The organism is Rhizobacter sp. P2_G4 (assembly GCF_056403575.1).
The window spans coordinates 293,632-309,283 of sequence record NZ_JBFUFG010000007.1 but is presented as its reverse complement, the minus strand read 5'-3'; the positions used below and the strand labels follow the sequence as shown (position 1 = coordinate 309,283).

The 15,652-nt window shown below is 64.5% G+C and carries 15 protein-coding genes, 1 tRNA gene and 1 riboswitch; of the genes, 5 read left to right on the top strand and 11 right to left on the bottom strand.

Features of this window, described 5'->3' with window-relative positions:
- Positions 1 to 221 precede the first annotated feature (221 nt).
- The 10 genes from AC1DYS_RS23830 to AC1DYS_RS23785 form a co-directional block, all read right to left on the bottom strand.
- Positions 222 to 297, bottom strand: a tRNA-Asn gene (locus AC1DYS_RS23830).
- Between the two features lie 35 nt (positions 298 to 332).
- Positions 333 to 2,501: a TonB-dependent siderophore receptor gene (locus AC1DYS_RS23825; RefSeq protein WP_477903749.1), complete on the bottom strand. Its 2,169-nt coding sequence runs from the start codon at positions 2,499 to 2,501 to the stop codon at positions 333 to 335.
- A gap of 62 nt (positions 2,502 to 2,563) precedes the next feature.
- Positions 2,564 to 2,679, bottom strand: a riboswitch (TPP riboswitch).
- Positions 2,680 to 2,895: 216 nt separating this feature from the next.
- Positions 2,896 to 3,996 carry an NAD(P)/FAD-dependent oxidoreductase gene (locus tag AC1DYS_RS23820; RefSeq protein WP_477903747.1) on the bottom strand — a complete coding sequence of 367 codons (1,101 nt, stop codon included), beginning with the start codon at positions 3,994 to 3,996 and terminating at the stop codon, positions 2,896 to 2,898.
- 16 nt (positions 3,997 to 4,012) lie between these two features.
- The gene (gene fdxA / locus AC1DYS_RS23815; RefSeq protein ID WP_477903745.1) at positions 4,013 to 4,339 is read right to left on the bottom strand and encodes a ferredoxin FdxA; all 327 of its coding nucleotides are present in this window, start codon (positions 4,337 to 4,339) and stop codon (positions 4,013 to 4,015) included.
- Positions 4,336 to 5,142: a uroporphyrinogen-III C-methyltransferase gene (gene cobA, locus AC1DYS_RS23810; protein ID WP_477903743.1), complete on the bottom strand. Its 807-nt coding sequence runs from the start codon at positions 5,140 to 5,142 to the stop codon at positions 4,336 to 4,338. Before cobA ends, fdxA begins: the two co-directional genes overlap by 4 nt.
- Positions 5,143 to 5,144: 2 nt before the next feature.
- A complete protein-coding gene (locus tag AC1DYS_RS23805) occupies positions 5,145 to 6,425 on the bottom strand; it encodes a sulfate adenylyltransferase subunit 1 (protein WP_477903741.1) in 1,281 nt (426 codons plus the stop codon).
- Between the two features lie 105 nt (positions 6,426 to 6,530).
- Positions 6,531 to 7,490 (bottom strand): sulfate adenylyltransferase subunit CysD, encoded by a 960-nt coding sequence (cysD, locus tag AC1DYS_RS23800; protein WP_477903739.1) that lies wholly within the window; start codon positions 7,488 to 7,490, stop codon positions 6,531 to 6,533.
- On the bottom strand, positions 7,487 to 8,251 hold the full coding sequence (locus tag AC1DYS_RS23795) for a phosphoadenylyl-sulfate reductase (protein WP_477903737.1): 765 nt from the start codon (positions 8,249 to 8,251) through the stop codon (positions 7,487 to 7,489). Before AC1DYS_RS23795 ends, cysD begins: the two co-directional genes overlap by 4 nt.
- Positions 8,248 to 8,784, bottom strand: coding sequence for a DUF934 domain-containing protein (locus AC1DYS_RS23790; RefSeq protein ID WP_477903735.1), 537 nt, complete (start codon positions 8,782 to 8,784; stop codon positions 8,248 to 8,250). The genes AC1DYS_RS23795 and AC1DYS_RS23790 overlap by 4 nt, the downstream gene beginning before the upstream one ends.
- A gap of 10 nt (positions 8,785 to 8,794) precedes the next feature.
- Positions 8,795 to 10,498 carry a nitrite/sulfite reductase gene (locus AC1DYS_RS23785; protein ID WP_477903733.1) on the bottom strand — a complete coding sequence of 568 codons (1,704 nt, stop codon included), beginning with the start codon at positions 10,496 to 10,498 and terminating at the stop codon, positions 8,795 to 8,797.
- A gap of 185 nt (positions 10,499 to 10,683) precedes the next feature.
- Here AC1DYS_RS23785 and AC1DYS_RS23780 point away from each other — a divergent pair, with 185 nt between their 5' ends.
- Positions 10,684 to 11,646, top strand: a complete 963-nt coding sequence (locus AC1DYS_RS23780; protein WP_477903731.1) for a patatin-like phospholipase family protein — start codon at positions 10,684 to 10,686, stop codon at positions 11,644 to 11,646.
- 191 nt (positions 11,647 to 11,837) lie between these two features.
- Here the strand turns inward: AC1DYS_RS23780 and phaP are convergent, their stop codons facing one another.
- Positions 11,838 to 12,392, bottom strand: a complete 555-nt coding sequence (gene phaP / locus AC1DYS_RS23775; protein WP_477903820.1) for a TIGR01841 family phasin — start codon at positions 12,390 to 12,392, stop codon at positions 11,838 to 11,840.
- A gap of 143 nt (positions 12,393 to 12,535) precedes the next feature.
- On the opposite strand from phaP, the gene AC1DYS_RS23770 reads away from it, so the two are divergent.
- Genes AC1DYS_RS23770 through AC1DYS_RS23755 form a run of 4 tightly spaced genes read left to right on the top strand, consistent with a single transcriptional unit; the run spans position 12,536 to position 15,606 of the window.
- Positions 12,536 to 13,474, top strand: coding sequence for a histone deacetylase family protein (locus AC1DYS_RS23770; protein ID WP_477903729.1), 939 nt, complete (start codon positions 12,536 to 12,538; stop codon positions 13,472 to 13,474).
- Positions 13,471 to 13,911 carry an acyl-CoA thioesterase gene (locus AC1DYS_RS23765; RefSeq protein WP_477903727.1) on the top strand — a complete coding sequence of 147 codons (441 nt, stop codon included), beginning with the start codon at positions 13,471 to 13,473 and terminating at the stop codon, positions 13,909 to 13,911. The genes AC1DYS_RS23770 and AC1DYS_RS23765 overlap by 4 nt, the downstream gene beginning before the upstream one ends.
- On the top strand, positions 13,908 to 14,606 hold the full coding sequence (locus AC1DYS_RS23760; RefSeq protein ID WP_477903725.1) for a nitroreductase: 699 nt from the start codon (positions 13,908 to 13,910) through the stop codon (positions 14,604 to 14,606). Before AC1DYS_RS23765 ends, AC1DYS_RS23760 begins: the two co-directional genes overlap by 4 nt.
- A 1-nt stretch (position 14,607) precedes the next feature.
- Complete coding sequence (locus AC1DYS_RS23755; protein ID WP_477903723.1) at positions 14,608 to 15,606, top strand: 2-hydroxyacid dehydrogenase; 999 nt, start codon at positions 14,608 to 14,610, stop codon at positions 15,604 to 15,606.
- Positions 15,607 to 15,652: the final 46 nt, after the last annotated feature.

Genomic DNA, 15,652 nt, shown 5'->3' with positions numbered 1-15,652 from the left:
GGCGTGCTTCCGTCCGTGCGCGGCTAATCTCTGCTTAGCAGGAGTTGCTCGCGGGACGCCGTTGGTTGTAGTCGCGGATGAAAGAACCGAAGGGCAACTTACGCCGTACTGCGTCGCGCGACATCGCAGGATCCTGCGTCCGAGAACTCAGACGATCCAGGAATGCGCTGCGGAAATGAAAAAGCGTTAGCAGATGAATACCTGCTAACGCTTGTCATTGGTGGCTCCTCGACCTGGGCTCGAACCAGGGACCTACGGATTAACAGTCCGGCGCTCTACCGACTGAGCTATCGAGGAACAGCCTCGCATTATAGCGGGAGTTTTTGGTCGTCTTAAAGGCTGGCTTCCACAGAAAGTCGGAAGGTGCGTGCTGCCAGTGGGTACAAGTACACATGGCCGAACTGGAAGGGCGATTCGCGCCATGCGCGGCGGTCGAAAAGGTTGTCGACGCCAGCGCGCCAAGTCAGTGTGCTGCCTGCGAGTTTTTGTTCGTAGCGGGCGGACAGATCGAACTGCGCATAGCCGGGGATGCGCGCGCTGTTGTCTTCGAGCACCATGCGGTCACTGACACCCAAGGCATCAGCTTGCACACTGAGGCCCGGTACGATGGCGACCTGGTAGCGGGTCTGCAGCTTGAGGGTGCGATCGGGGACGTTGGTGGGGCGCCTGCCATTGATCTCAGGCTTGGCGCTGCTGTCGCGGCGGCGAGCTTGCAACGCCTGTACACCGCCTTGGAACGACCAAGCGCCAGCGCGCCACGCCGCATTTGCTTCGACGCCTCGGTGTCGTGCATCCCCGTCTTCGACACGCGTGCAGCTGTCGCGCGCGACGCAGGCACCAACGTTGGACCAGGTCGGACGCACGATGTCGAACACGGCCAAACCCCACGCAGCGTTGGCGGTTGCAACCTTGAGGCCAAGTTCGATCTGCCTGCTCTTGCTGGCCGGCAACGCTTGCCCCGCATTCGTGAAACGCTTGGTCCCGACGTCCACCAGGCCCGAGCTGTCGAGGCCAGGCAGGTTTGGAGCCACATCGCTCTCCACACCGCGCCCCCAGCTTGCATAAAGCATCTGCTCAGGCGCGAAGACGTAGCTGATGGCCAGTGAGGGTGTCGAGAACGATTGGCTGTAATTGGTGGCCTCGCTGCCATCGGTCTGAACAGCATCGCGTTGCAAACGYGTGTGGCGCAAGCCGACCCAGGCTGTCACGCTCTCGTTCAGCTTGACGGCGTCGTTGACGAACAACTCGGTCGAGTCCTCGTCGCGGTTGGTGTTGGTGGCGTTCTGTGTGTTCTTGGGCGGCGTGAACAACGTGCCTTCCACGTTGCCTGTGCCGGCAAAGTCGAAGGTCTGCGGCCCGAAGCGGTTCTTCACCTTGCTGCGCAGTGCACCGACAGCCCAACCGTGTTGCACGGACCCGGTGGCCGTCTCGCCGCGCGCGGCAAGCTCGAGCGCGTCAGTGCGCCGTCGCTCGCCTTCGCTGCGGAAGTCCCACAGGTCATACGTGCCGTCACTGCAGTAGCGGTCGTAGTTGCCTTCTGCATCGCAGCCGTAAGGAAAGGCGAGGCGGTCGTCTGTGCGCAAGCGCTGGGTGGCGGCGTGCGCTGTGAGCCGCCAGCTGCCCATGTTGTGGGTGGCGCGGACTGAGGCGGTGTTCGCGTCCATCACCACAGGCTGCGACCAGGGCTGGTTGTTGAGGTTGATGCGCGGATCGACCGGCGCCGGCACCGTGGAGCCGAGCATGCTGAAGCCCGGCTGGCTCAGCTGCGAGCGATGGCTCGTCTCGAACTCGGCTTCGAGCAGCGTGCTCGGGCTGATGCGCCAGTCGCCTGCCACCGACATCAGGTTGCGTTCGCCCTTGGCATCACGCAGCCGAGGGTCGATGTGTTCATAGGCTGCATTCACCCGCACGCCGAACACCTGCTGCTCGCCGAACCGCTGGCTGATGTCGACGGCACCCAGCACCGAGCCGTGCTCGCGCCAGCCGAGTTGCACGTTGCGCAGCGGCGCGTCGGTAGGGCGCTTGACCACGAGGTTCACCAGCCCGCCCGGCGAACTGGTGCCGGCCTGGATGCCACTCGTGCCCTTGAGTATCTCGATGCGGTCCTTGTTCTCGAGCGGGATCGAGGTTTCCGCGTTGATGGGCAAGCCATCGCGCCGGTAGTTGAAACGGTTGTCGAGCACAAAACCGCGGACGGCAAGGAAGTCCCAGTAGCCCTCGGAGTTATAGGCGTCGCTGACGGACGGGTCGATCTTCACGACATCGGCCAGGCGCAGTGCGCCGCGGTCACTCAGCTGTTCAGCGGTGAGGACGGTGGCCTGTAGCGGCGTCTGCGACAAGGGCACATTGCCCCAGCCCGAAACGCCGGCCGCAGGGTCGGCCCTGCCCGTGACAGTGACAGGCGCAAGCGTCGTCGTCTGTGCATGGACGACCGTGGCGAGCAACAAGGCCGCAGCAGCAATGGGAGAGCGTGAAAAGCGGAACGAGCGATTGGTTGCCATCGTGATGTCCATAGATCGATGGCAGGTCGGCTGACACGGGCCACGGATCCGTGAACACGGCCGGGCTTTTGTGCATGCTTCCCTGCGCGAGGATTACCTCAATCAGGTTCAAAGGGACTTTCTCAGTCGACCGCTGCTCTGCCTTCAGAACGAGCGTTCAACACCCCTAGCGAGTGCTGCGCAGAGCGCGCAGCGAGCGGATTATCAACCGATTCAGAGATCGGGAAGTTGCGTACTGCTATGCGCTGCGCCTCGAGACCTCAGCACGAACGGTGCTGAGCAGACAAACAGCACGAGCGAAGCGAAGTGCCTCATCAAGCCACGCCCGCGGAACCGGCTTTGCCGGGCCGCCAGGCGGCGCCCCTTGGGGGCAGGAGCGCAGCGACTGGGGGGCTCAATCAAACGTCGGCGTCTCGACGCCAAGCACCTTGTGCAACTTCGGGCTGGTGGTCGTGTACTGCAGGTGAATGCGCTTCTCCGGAAAGATGTATGGCGCCGCGCCAAAAGCAGCGAGCGCCGCTTCGTGGAAGCCCGACAGGATCAGCTTCTTCTTGCCCGGATAGGTGTTGACGTCGCCCACGGCAAAGATGCCCGGCGTGTTGGTCTCGAACTTCTCGGTGTCGACGACGATCTGCTTGCGCTCGAGGTTCAGGCCCCACTCGGCAATCGGGCCGAGCTTGGGGCTCAGCCCGAAGAAAACCATCAGCACATCGAGCGGCACCACGCGGGTGATGCCGTCGCTGCCGGTGACCTTCACGCTGGTGAGCCGACCATCGGTCTCTTCGATACCGGTGATCTGGCCGATGAGGAACTGCATCTCATACGCGTCGCACAGTTCCTTCATCTTCGCAACGCTGGCCGGCGCGGCCTTGAAGCCGTCACGGCGGTGCAGCAGGATCACGCTCTCCGCCTTGTGCGGGCCTTCCTGCACGAAGTTAAGTGTCCAGTCGAGGGCCGAGTCACCGCCGCCGACGATCACGAGGTTCTTGCCCGCGAACTGGGCTGGGTTCTTCACGCGGTAGAACACCTGCGACTCGTTGTGCTTGTCGAGCCCGTCGACCTTCAGCAGGCGCGGCTGGAAGGAGCCGACGCCGCCAGCGATGAAGATGGTCTTGGTGAGGAAACGCGTGCCCTTGCTGGTCTCGACGTAGAAGCGGCCGTCGTCTTGCTTCTGCACGACAGTCACTTCTTGTCCGAGGTGGAAGGTCGCACCAAAGGGCTCGATCTGCTTCAGCAAGTTATCGGTCAACTCCTTGCCTGTGCACACGGGCACGGCAGGGATGTCGTAGATGGGCTTGTCGGGGTACAGCTCGATGCACTGGCCGCCGGGGTAGGCAAGCGAATCGATGATGTGGGCCTTGATCTCCAGCAGGCCGAGCTCGAACACCTGGAACAGGCCAACCGGACCCGCGCCCACGATGACCGCATCGGTCTCGATCGGGCCCTCGTGCGAGTTGGCGGTTTTGGAGATCTCCACGTTGACGTTCAATTCCATGGTGTTGCGTTGACTACTACTTGATCAGTTCGGACAGCTTGCCGGTCTTGTCTTTCCAGTCGTCGGCATCGGGCAAGGGCGCCTTGCGTTTGGTGATGCTGGGCCAGCCGCTCTTGGCCAGGTCGGCGTTGATCTTGATCATGTGCTGCTGGTCGCCGGGCACGTCTTCCTCCGGCATGATGGCGTTGACCGGACACTCGGGGATGCAGACTGCGCAGTCGATGCACTCGTCGGGGTCGATGGTCAGGAAGTTCGGGCCTTCGCGGAAGCAATCGACGGGACAGACGTCCACGCAGTCGGTGTATTTGCAGCGGATGCAGGCTTCGGTGACGACGTGGGTCATGGCTCTGGCTTTGAAGTGGCAGTTGGACGGGCATCGCCGACAGGCGAAGCCATTGATTTTAAAGGCTCGCCGCAGGTCGCGACGGATGGCTCTGTTGGCAAAGGGCTGTTCAGCGCACGTGCTCCGGCCCCGACTGTCACGATGGTCGGCCTGCCTGCGTGCAGCACGCCTGCTTCGGCCAGCGTGCGCACGGTGTGGTCGCTGTGCAAGGCGTCGGGCCAGCCGGCTCGCGACACCACGCTCACCGGCGTCTCCGCAGGCCAGGTGGCGGACATGAGTTGGCGAGACAACGAGGCCAGTTGCTTGCCGGCCATGTAGAAGACTTCGGTGTCGGCTGTGCGGGTGGCGTTCAGATCGCCGCTGCGCGTCATCGCGGTGGCGAGGCTGACGCTGCGGCCGGTGCCGCGGCGTGTCAGCGGCCGCTGGCTGCTGGCTGCCGCCGCGATGGCCGCCGTGACGCCGGGCACCACTTCGCAGGCGATGCCGGCTTCGGCGAGCGCATGAAGCTCCTCTTCCAGCCGACCGAACACGCTGGGGTCGCCACCTTTGAGGCGAACCACGGTGCCGCCTTCCCGAGCGCACTTCACGAGCAAGGCATTGATGGCGGTCTGGCCGGTGCTGTCGCAGAAGCCGCGCTTGCCGACATCGAGCCAACGGGCGCGCGGTACGAAGTCGCGCAGGGCAGGGTCGGTGAGGGCGTCGAACAACACGACATCGGCCTGCGCGAGCAAGCGTGCCCCGCGCAAGGTGATCAGGTCGGCGGCCCCAGGGCCAGCACCGATGAAGATCACGCGTCCGGCCATGATCAGGCGGCACCCTTCACGAGCAGCGCACCGCTGGTGCGGTTGCTGGCGGGGTCGACGATGATGAGCGAGCCGCCCACGCGGTTGGATTCATACGATTCCACTGGCAACGCCTGCTGCGTTTCGATGATCACGTGGCCGATCTCGTTGACCGCGAGCTGGTTGGCCTCGATCGCTTCGAGCGTGTGGATGTCGAGCCGGCTTTCGATGCTGGCGATGCGTGCCTGCACCCAGCGGTTGCCATGGCGCACCCAGTACTTGCGGCCCACCACGGCAGGCTCGGTGTCGAGCCAGGCGAGGGTGGCCGAGAAGCGCTGAGCTTCATGGATGGTCTGCGGCGTGGCGATCCAGTCGCCGCGCGACACGTCGAGCTGGCGATCGAGCACCACGCCGGCGGATTGGCCGGCCTCGACCACGTCGACCACCTCGCCGGCGAGCCGCACTTCGGCCACCGTGGCGATCTGGTTGCTCGGGAAGAGCTGCACCGTGTCGCCGGCCTTCACGCGGCCGTGGGCCACGCGGCCGTACAGCGAGCGCGGCTGGTTGCCGGTGCCTTCGCCTTCGCGGCTGACGTATTGCACGGGGATCAGCAGATCGCCGTCCTTGCGTTCCTGCAGCGCGGGCAGCGATTCCAGCAACTGCAGCAGCGACGGGCCGTTGTACCAAGTGGCGTCCAGCGGCTGGGTCACGTTGTCGCCCCGCAGCGCAGAGACCGGGATGATGCCGGCGATTTCGATGCCAGCCTGCTTGGCGAAGTCGCGCAACGCGATGCTGACGGCCTCGAAGGCCTGCGCCGGGTCGCTCACCGCGTCGAGCTTGTTCACCGCGAAGACGATGCTGGGCACACGCAGCAGATGGGCCAGCAGTGCATGACGGCGCGTCTGCGGCAGGAGTGGCACGGGCACGGCATGCGTATCGAGCTTGGTGATGTCGACAAGCACCACGGCGGCATCGCTGCCGGCTGCGGCCGTCACCATGTTGCGGGTGTACTGCTCGTGGCCAGGCGCATCGGCAATGATGAACTTGCGCTCCTTGGTCGCGAAGTAGCGGTAGGCCACATCGATGGTGATGCCCTGCTCGCGCTCGGCCTCCAAGCCGTCGGTCAGCAGCGAGAGGTCGATGGGCGCGCCCGCGGCACGCTTCTCCAGCGTGTCGAGCTGGTCCGCGAGGATGGCGCGGCTGTCGAACAGCAGGCGGCCGATCAGCGTGCTCTTGCCGTCGTCAACGCTGCCGGCGGTGAGGAAGCGCAGTGCGCGGTGGTCTTTGATTGCTTGCGTGGTCATCTCATTCTCAATTGCTTTTGATCCAGCGGCCGCCGTGGAACTGGCTTTGCCAGGCCACCGGCGGCGCCCCCTTGAGGGGGAGGCGCGCAGCGCTTCGGGGGTGGGTCAGAAATAGCCTTCTTTCTTGCGACGTTCCATCGACGCGTCGGAGGTGCGATCGTCCATGCGGGTTGCTCCGCGCTCGCTGACGGTGACCTTCAGCGTCTCGGCGACGATCTCGGTGGCGTTGGTGGCCGGGCTTTCAACTGGGCAGGTGCAGGTCATGTCGCCCACGGTGCGAAAGCGCACCTCGGCCGTTTCGACCGTCTCACCGGCTTCGGGTGGCGTGACCTCGGTCAAGGGCACCAGCAGACCCTTGCGGCGAATCACCTGGCGTTCGTGCTTGTAGTACAGGCTCGGCAGCGGGATGTTCTCGCGAGCGATGTACAGCCACACGTCGAGCTCGGTCCAGTTGCTGATCGGGAAGGCGCGCATGTGCTCGCCCGGCTTGATGCGGGTGTTGAACAACGTCCACAGCTCAGGGCGTTGTTCCTTCGGCTGCCACTGGCCGAAGCTGTCGCGGTGGCTGAAGATGCGCTCCTTGGCGCGGGCCTTCTCTTCGTCGCGGCGGGCGCCGCCCATCAGCACATCGAAGCGGTGTTCTTCGATGGCTTCGAGCAGTGCGACGGTCTGGTGGCCGTTGCGCGACTCCAGCGGGTGCGACAGGCGCACGGTGCCGCGCTTGATGGAATCTTCAAGGTGGCCGACGACCAGGCGCTCGCCCATCTCGGCGACGCGGCGGTCGCGGAACTCGATCACTTCGGGGAAGTTGTGGCCTGTGTCGACGTGCAGCAGCGGGAAGGGCAGGCGGCCCTTGTATTCGCCGTCTTTGCTTTTCGACTTGAAGGCCTTCTCGGCCAGGCGCAGCACGACGCACGAGTCTTTTCCGCCGGAGAACAACAGGGCAGGGCGCTCGAAGGCGGCGACCGTTTCACGCAGGATGAAGATGGCCTCTTCTTCCAGCCAGTCGAGATGGGTGTGGTCGAGGGCGGGGAGCAATTGCTCCACCGTCAGCGGGGCGTTCATTTGTGTTCTCCGATCATCGATACAGCAGCCGCGTTGGCGTCGTCAGCAGCGCCATGCACGTGCAGGCCACACTCCTTGGCCTTCTCGTCTTCCCACCACCAGCGGCCGGCGCGAAAGTCTTCTCCCACGGCGATGGCACGCGTGCAGGGCTCGCAGCCGATGCTCGGCATGAACTCATCATGCAGCGGGTTGTAGGGAACGTCGTGCGCGGCGATGTAGTGCCACACGTCGTTCCAGCTCCAGTCGGCCAGCGCGTTGAACTTGATGCGGCCTTTGTCGTCCGGCTCGCTGAACGGCACGTCGCCGCGGTTGTTGCTTTGCTCGCGTCGGAGGCCGGTGACCCAGGCCGTGCGGCTGGCAAGCATGCGCGACAGCGGTTCAAGCTTGCGGATGCCGCAGCAGCCTTTGCGCAGATCGATGCTGTCGTACATCGCGCGCTCACCGTAGTTCTTCACGAAGTGGATCACGGCCTCGGCCTCGGGGCGGTAGACCTCCACCTTCAGGCCGTAGCGCTCTTCGATGCGCGGGATCAGTGCCACCGTCTGCGGGTGCAGCTTGCCGGTCTCCAGCGTGCCGATGGCGATGTCGATCTTGTGGCGCGCGATCAGGTCGGTCAGCACCATGTCTTCGGCGCCCAGGCTGGTGGCCTGCACGACCTTGCCGGGGTGCTCGGCCGCGGCCTGCTTCAGCACCTCGACCGCATGCGCAACGCGCGCATCGAAATCCGGCGTCAGCCGGTCATACAGCGTGATGGCGCTCATATGGCCGACCCTGCCTGGTTGAAATCTTCGACGTTGGAATACGCTTCTTCGGGTGGGCGCGCGAACAGCGGGCGATGCTCGTTGACGTCTGCCTGGTAGTGGCCAGGGAAGAAGCGCAGCGCTCGCTCAGCAGCGTCGAGCGACTGGTCGTGGCGCAGCACCGTGGCATCGAAGCCGGTGCGCTTGAGCAGCGGCACCATGTCGACGAGCACCTCGCCGACGGCGCGCACTTCGCCGGCAAAGCGAAAGCGCGAGCGCAGCAGGCGGGCCTGGCTGTAGGCACGGCCGTCAGTCCACTTCGGAAACTGCAACGCCACCAGGCTCAGGCGAGGGAGGTCGTCGACCAGGTCTTCGATGTCGGCATCGTTGGGGAAGATCACCCCGACCGGCATGTCAGCGGGCCACGAGTTGCGTATGCCGTTCCATTGGATCAGGGTTAGCAAGCTATGGGCCGTGGGGGTAAGCGTGACCATGGGGCCGTCTTCACCGGTGATGGTGTGCCAGCGGTCGCGTGAGGTGTCGATGAACTTCATGAATGGCTCCTCAAGCGTGCTGGGCCGTGGTGCGGCGCTGCGCATTGGCGGCGGTCTTGAACGGGTCGAGCCCGACGCGCTTGACGGTGTCGATGAAGCGCTCGGCAGCGGTGGTGCGTTGCGCGCGGTAGGTGTCGATCACGGCTTCGACGACGTCGGCCACTTCGTCGGCAGAGAACGACGGGCCGATCACCTTGCCGGGCGTGGAGGCGTTGCCGCTGATGGCGGAGCCATCGAGCCCGCCGAGCGACACCTGGTACCACTCCTTGCCGTCCTTGTCGACGCCTAGGATGCCGATGTGCCCGCTGTGGTGGTGGCCGCAGGAGTTGATACAGCCGCTGATGTGCATGTCGATGTCGCCGATGTCGTAGAGCTCGTCGATGTCGTCGAAGCGGGCGGTGAGGTCGGCGGCAATGGGGATGGAGCGCGCATTGGCCAGCGCGCAGAAGTCGCCGCCGGGGCAGGCGATCATGTCGGTCAGCAGGCCAATGTTGGGCGTGGCGAAACTGGCGGCGCGGGCGGCTTCCCAGAGCGCGAACAAGTCGCTTTCCTTGACCCACGGCAGCACGAGGTTCTGGTCGTGCGAGACGCGCAGTTCACCGTGACTGAACTTGTCGGCCAGGTCGGCGGCCAGCTCCATTTGCGAGTCGGTGGCGTCGCCAGGGGCTTGGCCGGTGCGCTTCAGGGACAAGGTGACCGCGCGGTAGCCGGCGATCTGGTGCGCATGCACGTTGCGCTCGGTCCAGCGCTTGAATGAGTCCGGCGCGTCGGCGGGCACCTGCAGCGTGCTGCCGGAGATCGGCGCCACGCCTTCGGGCAGCTTGAAACATGCCGCCACGCGGTCGAACTCGGCCTGCGGAATGATCTGCTCGGTGCCGTCGACGTCGCGCTCGAGGATGTTCTTGAACTCCTCGTTCACGTCGTCGAAGAAGCGCTGGCCCTCGGCCTTCACCAGGATCTTGATGCGCGCCTTGTACATGTTGTCGCGGCGACCGTAGCGGTTGTAGACGCGCACCACGGCTTCGATGAACACCAGGATCTGCTGCCACGGCAGGAAGTCGCGGATCACCGTGCCGACGACGGGCGTGCGGCCCATGCCGCCGCCGACCAGCACCTTGAAGCCGACGTCACCGGATTCGTTCTTCAGCAGCTGCAAACCGATGTCGTGCCATGCAATGGCTGCGCGGTCTTCAATCGCACCGGTCACGGCGATCTTGAACTTGCGCGGCAAGAAGGCGAACTCGGGGTTCAGCGTGCTCCACTGACGCAGGATTTCGCAGTACGGGCGTGGGTCGACGACCTCGTCGGCGGCCACACCGGCGAAGCAGTCGCTCGTGATGTTGCGGATGCAGTTGCCACTGGTCTGGATGCCGTGCATGTCGACGGCGGCCAGGGCCTCCATCACGTCGGCGCTCTTCACCAACGGAATCCAGTTGTATTGCAGGTTCTGGCGCGTGGTGAAGTGGCCATAGCCGCGGTCGAACTCGCGTGCGATGCGCGCCAGTGCGCGCAGCTGTGTGCTGCTCAGCTCGCCATACGGCACGGCCACGCGCAGCATCGGCGCATGGCGTTGCACGTACCAGCCGTTTTGCAGGCGCAGCGGGCGAAAGTCATCGTCGCTCAGGCTGCCGGCGAGGTTGCGCTCCAGCTGGTCGCGGAACTGCGCCGCGCGCTGCTTGACGAACACTTTGTCGAATGAGGTGTACTGATACATCGTTCTGAGGGTCAGGTGAGTGACGAGGTGCAGCGCATGCTGCAGGCAATCGACGATTGTCCTCGGCAAGCAGAAGTGGATTGTGCGAACTGCCTATATATATAGAAAGAACAGTTTAGTAAGTTGTTTATTCGATGCCCGGCTAAGGCGAGGGCCGGCGCAGACCGCCTCCTAGAATTCGGGCCATGCCGAATCAACTGGATTTCTTGCCGCGCGTCAGTCAGGCCCTTCGCCTGTGGGCCACAGCCCTGGCGGTGGCCGTGCTGAGCGCTTGCCAAACCGCGCCTGTCGCGCCGCCGGTCGTCACCCCGCCTGTCGTCATCCCCCTGCCGCCTGACGCAGCGGCGTCCGTGCCGATGGTGGTACCGCCTCGGCCCCCGCGGATCGGGCTGGCGCTCGGCGGGGGCGCCGCCCGTGGTTTTGCCCACATCGGTGTGATCCAGGTGCTGGAAGAGAATGGCATCAAGGTCGATTACGTGACCGGCACATCAGCCGGCAGCCTTGTCGCGGCCCTTTATGCCTCGGGAAAAAGTGGCGTCGCACTGGCCGCGCTGGCCGACAACATGGACGAATCGGCTTTTGCAGACTGGGCGTTTCCCGGGCGCGGCCTGATCCGCGGCGAGGCGCTGGCTAAGTTCGTGCGCGAGAACACCGGTGGGCGTTCCATCGAACAAATGCGGGTGCCCCTTGGCATCGTGGCCACCGACCTCGACAACGGGCAGCCCATCCTGTTCCAGGTCGGCGACCCGGGCATGGCGGTGCGCGCCTCGAGCGCCGTGCCGGCCGTATTCACGCCGGTGCGCATCGGCTCGCGGGAGTATGTGGATGGCGGGCTGGTATCGCCCGTGCCGGTGAGATTTGCCAAGCAGATGGGGGCTGAACTGGTGATCGCCGTCGACATCTCGGCCATCCCCGATGGCAATGCCACCGGCGACCCGATGCGCATGCTGCTGCAGACCTTCGCCATCATGGGCCGCAGCATCAACACCTTCGAGTTGCGGGAGGCCGACATCGTGCTGCGACCGAAGCTGGCCGGCGTGTCGGGGGCCGACTTCTCGGCCAGAAAGCGATCGATCCAGGCGGGCCGTGAGATCGCGACGGCCATGCTGGTCGACCTGAAAGCGCGAATCGCCGCGAAGACACACTGAGGCGGGCTGGAAAGCCGGCGCACAAAACAAAACGGCCCCGGTGTTGCCACCGGGGCCGAAAGGTACCTTGAATGGAGAATTCGCGGGTACCGAGGAGACAACCTTTCAGGGAGACCCGCAAGCACGCTTGCGGAAATCTTCAGATGGAGCGCCTGACTGGAAGTTCAACCCGGTTGCAAAAAACTTCAATTTCAGGCGGCGCGCTTGGTCTTGGTAGCGCTTTGCGTCGCCTTCACAGCGGTGCTGGTCATGGCTTGGAAGTTCGCTTCGGCGACATCAGCGGCTTGCTTGGCGGCCTTGTGGACGCTTTCGTAAGCGTTGTTGGCGGCGGCGACAGCCGATTTCACCAGAGCGACGGCGTTCTCGGTGCCGGCCGGAGCGTTCTTGATCGACGTGTCGACCAGCGCCATGAATTTCTTCTGAGCTTCGGAAGCGGTGGCTTCGGCGACCTTGCCGATGTCAGCATTGGTGCTGGCGGCGATGTCGTACACGTAGCGGCCATAGGCGGCAGCCTTTTCGGCGGCCGGTTGCAGCAGGCCGGCTTGCAGGGCCAGCAGCTCTTGTGCGTCCTTGACGGACATGGCGGCCTTGGCGTTCTCGGCCACTTCGGTCAGGGCGGTCTTGGCGACCTGAAGGTTCAGTTCAACCAGTTTCTCGACGCCTTCGAATGCCTTGCCGGTGAGGCCGAAGAGGGTTTCAATGTTGGCCTTGTGGGCGGCCATGACTTGTTCTGCGGTCAGCATGATGAGTGATCTCCAATGGTTAGATTCGGGGATGACACAGCATTGTTGCGCTGCACCATGACGAGAAGTATACGAACCGATTGCAAGTTTTCAAGTGGTTTTTGCTGCATTGCAGCAATTTAGAACGGCGCTTCTAAATCCTTGTGATGCAAGCCTTTTACGCGACTCATTTCGTTCTGCAGCTGCCTGAGGGACATCGTTTTCCGATGCAGAAGTACCGCCTGCTGCGCGAGCGCGTGGAGGGCGAGTTGCCGGGGATCCTGCTGGATCAGGCCCTGCCGGCCAGCGAAGGCGAACTGGCGCTGGCGCACACGCCGCACTACATCGCCGCGGTGCTGCAAGGCCATTTGAGTAACGCCCAGCAGCGGGAGATCGGCTTCCCGTGGTCGGACCGCATGGCGGAACGCGCGTGCCGATCCGTTGGGGCCACTATTCAGGCGGCCAGAGCGGCTCTGAAGCACGGCGTGGCTGCCAACATGGCTGGGGGTACCCACCACGCCAGCGCCGACAAGGGAGGCGGCTATTGCGTGTTCAACGACGTGGCAGTGGCCGCCAGATTGATGCAAGCCGAGGCGCACCGGCTGCATCGGCGGCTGTTGCGCGTGGCGGTAATCGATCTCGACGTTCACCAGGGCAACGGCACCGCGGCGATCTTTCGTGATGACCCGACGGTGTTCACGCTGTCGCTGCACGGCGAAAAGAATTTTCCGTTTCGCAAAGAGGCGAGCGACCTCGACGTCAACCTGCCCGACGGCTGTGGTGACACCCAATACCTCGCGGCGCTCGACACCGCGCTCGACGAACTGTGGGCACGCCATCGTGATGGGCCGCCCGGCCTGATCTTCTTACTTGCGGGGGCCGACCCGCATGAGAACGATCGCCTGGGCCGCTTGAAGCTCAGCACCGAAGGCCTGGCCGAGCGCGACCGCCGCGTGCTCGCCGCCGCGCGCGAGCGGCGCATCCCGGTCGCCCTGTCGATGGCCGGTGGCTACGGCCGTGACATCGACGCCACCGTGCAGGTCCAGGTCAATACCTTGAGTGCAGCGCTGGACAGTTGGCAGCGGTGGAACAATCAGCCGACATGAGCACACCACGCCTCCAGCCCGATGGCCGCGATGCATACCGCCACTTCACGCCGCTGTCCACGCGCTGGATGGACAACGATTCGTACGGCCACCTGAACAACGTCGTCTACTACAGCCTCTTCGATACCGCGGTGAACCGCTACCTCATCGAGGCCGGCGCACTCGACATCCACCACGGCGAAGTGATCGGCCTGGTGGTCGAGACGCACTGCAACTACTTCGCGTCCATCGAGTTCCCGCAGAGCGTAGAGGCCGGCCTGCGCGTCGCGCACTTGGGCTCATCGAGCGTGCGCTACGAGATCGGCATCTTTGCGGCCGGCGAGCCGCTGGTTGCGGCACGTGGCCATTTCGTTCATGTGTACGTGAACCGTGCGACGCGCCGGCCGGCCACCTTGCCGGACCCCTTGCTTAAGGCGCTGAAGGAGTTGGTCGTTTGAAACCGACAACCGAGCAGACGGCAGCGGCCGATGCGGCTATCACCTCGCGCCACTCGATGCGTGCCTACCTGCCGACGCCCGTGCCGCGAGCGACGATCGAAGACATCCTGCACGTGGCTTCGCGCGCGCCCTCGGGCACCAACACCCAGCCCTGGAAGGTGTACGTGCTGACCGGCGAACCCTTGCGCGAGCTGTCGCGCAAGCTGCTTGCGGTGCACGACGATCCGGCACAGGCCGCCGTCCATCACCAGGAATACGCTTACTACCCGACGCAATGGCAATCGCCCTATGTCGACCGCCGCCGCAAGGTGGGCTGGGACTTGTACGGCCTGCTGGGCATCGGCCGGGACGGCAAAGAGCGCATGCATGTGCAGCACGGTCGCAACTACCTCTTCTTCGATGCACCTGTGGGCCTGATGTTCACCATCGACCGCGTGATGGAGCGGGGCAGCTGGCTCGACTACGGCATGTTCCTGCAAAACATCATGGTCGCTGCGCGCGCCCGTGGGCTCGACACCTGCCCGCAAGCGGCGTTCATACGCTTTCACCAGATCATCATGCCGAGCATTGGCGCGGCTCCTGGCGAAATGCTGGTGTGCGGTATGTCGCTGGGTCATGCCGACCCGGCGGCGATCGAGAATACGCTCGTGACCGAGCGCGAACCCGTCTCCACGTTCACAACTTTTCTGGACTGACATGAAACCTTCCGTGCTGGTGGCAAGAGCCGTGCAACCTGAGGTCGTGGCGCGTCTGCGCAATCACTTCGAGGTCGACGACAACCCGAGTGACCAGGTGCTCAGCAAGGACGAGCTCATCGCTCGGCTGAAAGGCAAGCAGGGCATCTTCGCCACCGGCAGCGAGCGCATCGACGAAGCCGTGCTCGCCGCCAACCCGCAGCTGCGGGCCGTGTGCAACATGGCGGTTGGCTACAACAACATCGACGTGCCCGCCTGCACCGCGCGCGGCGTGGTCTGCACCAACACGCCCGACGTGCTCACCGAGACGACGGCCGACTTCGGCTTCGCATTGATGATGGCCACGGCGCGCCGCATCAGCGAGTCCGAGCACTACCTGCGCCGCGGTGAATGGAAGAAGTGGTCGGTCGACATGTTCGTCGGCGGCGACGTGCACGGCGCCACGCTGGGCATCCTCGGCATGGGCCGCATCGGGCAAGCCATCGCGCGGCGTGGGGCACTCGGTTTCGGCATGCGCGTGATTTATCACAACCGTTCGCGTCTCGATGCAGCCACCGAACAAGAGTGCCGCGCGTCCTATGTCAGCAAGGCGGATCTGCTCGCGCGGGCAGATCACCTGGTGCTGGTCGTGCCGTATTCAGCGGCTTCACACCACACGATCGGGGCAGCCGAACTCGCGCAGATGAAGCCCACCGCCACGCTCACCAACATCGCGCGGGGCGGCATCGTCGACGACGCTGCGCTGGCACATGCGCTGGCCGAGCGGCGCATTGCTGCGGCTGGTCTGGATGTGTTCGAAGGCGAACCCAGCGTGCACCCCGATCTGCTGATCGTTCCCAATGTCGTACTGACACCGCACATCGCTAGCGCATCGGTGGCGACGCGCCTGGCCATGGCCAATCTCGCGGCCGACAACCTGATCGCCGCCCTTGGCCTCGGACCGAGTGCGGGCCAGCCGCCCACGCCCATCAATCCCGAGGTCCTGAAGCCCGCTGCCTGATTGATCGCCTTCACCTTGCCTTCAGGGCAGCGAGTGCGGGGCTGAG